Annotated in this window: 2 protein-coding genes; both read right to left on the bottom strand. The window is 69.3% G+C overall.

Annotated elements, in window-relative coordinates:
- Nucleotides 1-46 precede the first annotated feature (46 nt).
- Nucleotides 47-940 (bottom strand): tyrosine-type recombinase/integrase, encoded by an 894-nt coding sequence (locus FCN22_RS21325; RefSeq protein WP_137123573.1) that lies wholly within the window; start codon nucleotides 938-940, stop codon nucleotides 47-49.
- Nucleotides 937-2,145, bottom strand: a complete 1,209-nt coding sequence (locus tag FCN22_RS21320) for a tyrosine-type recombinase/integrase (RefSeq protein WP_137123572.1) — start codon at nucleotides 2,143-2,145, stop codon at nucleotides 937-939. Before FCN22_RS21320 ends, FCN22_RS21325 begins: the two co-directional genes overlap by 4 nt.
- Nucleotides 2,146-2,356: the final 211 nt, after the last annotated feature.

The following is a 2,356-nucleotide window of genomic DNA, read 5'->3' as shown; positions in this document are numbered from 1 at the left end:
CGGGCCATGGTCCTGATCATCTCGCTTCCCCAGCCCAAGGCTGGAATCAGCGTGTCCAAGATTCAGGGTCAGGCCCCAAGCCCGCGTGGCCCATGTAGCGGGACAGGTAGGGCAACAGCGCGGCCACGTCCTGGCCGTGGGCCGCCCACCGTTCGATGTTGGCGTAGGCGAAGTGATGCCGGAACGCGTACGGGGTCGGCCGGGTGCCGTGCGCGGGTCGGGGCAGCCCGGCTTGGTCCCAGATCCGGCGGAACATCACCGCGACCGTCGCGCCGGTGACCGGGTGCCCCGTTGCCGAGACGAAGAACGTGTCCCGCGAGGAGAACCGCCTACGGGAGGCCCGGTCGCAGGCGGCCAGCACCTCGATGACCTGGTCGGTGATGGGAAGCCGGCGGCTGCGGTTGCCCTTGGCCCAGAGGATGTCCAAGTGCCCATCGCGCAGGTCGACCTGGCCGGTGCGCAGCGCGCGGACCTCACCGGTGCGCAGCCCGCACGAGTGCATCAGGGTGAAGAAGCAGGCCGCCTGCCACCGCCACGGCGAGGGGGTGTCCAGCCGGGCCGCGGCGGTGAAGAACGCCTCGATCTCCTCCCGGCGCAGCAGGTACGGGTGTGCCGGGACGACCCCGGCCTTCCACCGGTCGGGCAGCACGTAGGCGTCCGCGTGTCCGTGGGCCTGCAGCCAGCGGCCGACATCGCGGATGTAGGACATCCAGGACCGGTACCGACCGGACCGGGCCAACCGCTCGAGCACCCAGCCCTCGACGGTGTCCCGGTCGAACACCGTCCGGTCACGATCGGCGCAGTAGGCATCGAACTGACGGAGGTACCAGATCCGCGAGGCGCCGTAGCAGCCCATCGCCTGCTTGAACGCCAGGTAGTCCTCCAGCTGCGGCGCGAACGCGCTGACGAACCCGTGCCCGCTGTTCCTGCCCGTGTTCATGGCCGTGCTCCCGCCGGGACCGGCAGCACGCACTCCAGCAGACGCTCCCGGTCCACGGACAGATACACGTTGGTCGAGTTCGGGTCGGCGTGCCCCAGCACCGCCGAGATCGTCGGCAACGGGGTCGCCGCGCGCAGCAGCCGGGACGCGGCGGAGTGCCGAAGCACGCTGGTGCCGACCTTGACGCCGCTGACTCCGGCGGCCCGGAACGTGGTGGCGGTCACCTGGTAGATCGAGGCGTGATCGGCCAGGCCAGTGTGTGGCGCCTTGGCGCGCAAGAACACGTGGTCATCGTCCGAGTCGGGCCGCTGGTCCAGCACGTACTCGGCCAGCTTGGCGCTCACCAACGGCGGCAGCGGCAGCATCAGCGGGTTGCCGGTCTTCTGCTGGACGATCCCGATCGTGCCGGCTCGCCAGTCGATGTCGCCCAGCCGCAACCCGACCAGATCGCAGGCCCGCAGCCCGGTGGTCAGCGCCAGCAGCGTGATTGCCGCGTCCCGGGCGCAGACCACGCCCGAGGTGCACGCGTGCACCACCATGGCCTGGTCCTGATCATCGAGCACCGGCAGGATCCGGCGGGAGCGTCTCACCCTGGCCAGACCCACCGCCTCGACCAGGTCGGCCCGGCCGGTGAACTTCAGGAACGGGCGGAAGTTCGAGACCGCCCAATACAACGACGAAGCCGCCCACCGCGTCGACAGCGACTCCAAGAACGCCAACACGCTGGCCGGCTCGGCCTCCCGCAGGCCGTGATTACCGCGGGACTCCAGGAACGTCAGGTAGCCGCGTGCGACCCGACCGTAGGCCGACCGGGTGGCCGGTGCCAGGCCCCGCTCCTTCATGTCCGCTTCCCACGCCGCGTCCAGCGCCACGAAGTCGTCGCAACCCGGTTGCGGGCCCCCACCACCCCGGCCGCGCACCGACAGATCCACCACGCCCGTGTCCAGGTAGCCATCGAACAGCGAGACCAGCCGGCCGTAGCTGAACCGCCGTTGGACGCTGAACCTGCCCGTTCGCGGGCTGGTCGTCATCGCCGCGAACCGCGCCCCCAACGCGGGCGTGTAGACCACCTCGCCGCAGTCAGCGGCGAACTCCCTCAGGTACCTGACCGTCTTCTCGTACTGACCGATCGTGGACTCCATGTAGTCCGCCGCCCGCAGCGCGTCGATCACCACCACGCCAAGCTGTTCGACCGTCGCATCCATCACCGTCTCCTTCCCTAGGACACGGTGGACGCTAGCCACCAGCCAGCAGAACGTTAAGCCGCAGAATCAGACAGGAAACCCCTCATGCGCAGGCCAGATCCCGATTCCTCGGCTTAACACAAACCCCGGTGTAATCCGAGTGGAACGTGGCACCGGCTAGGCTGCCACGAGTCGCGGCCGCATCCTTCAACGCGTCCTCGATCAGCTCGGT

The organism is Segeticoccus rhizosphaerae (assembly GCF_005222685.1).
GTDB lineage: Bacteria > Actinomycetota > Actinomycetes > Actinomycetales > Dermatophilaceae > Segeticoccus > Segeticoccus rhizosphaerae.
This window is presented reverse-complemented; position numbering and strand designations above follow the sequence as displayed.

Bases quoted from the DNA above. Each gene is read 5' to 3' on its own strand.
- FCN22_RS21325 (WP_137123573.1), bottom strand. From the start codon at position 940: ATGAACACGGGCAGGAACAGCGGGCACGGGTTCGTCAGCGCGTTCGCG.
- FCN22_RS21320 (WP_137123572.1), bottom strand. From the start codon at position 2,145: ATGGATGCGACGGTCGAACAGCTTGGCGTGGTGGTGATCGACGCGCTG.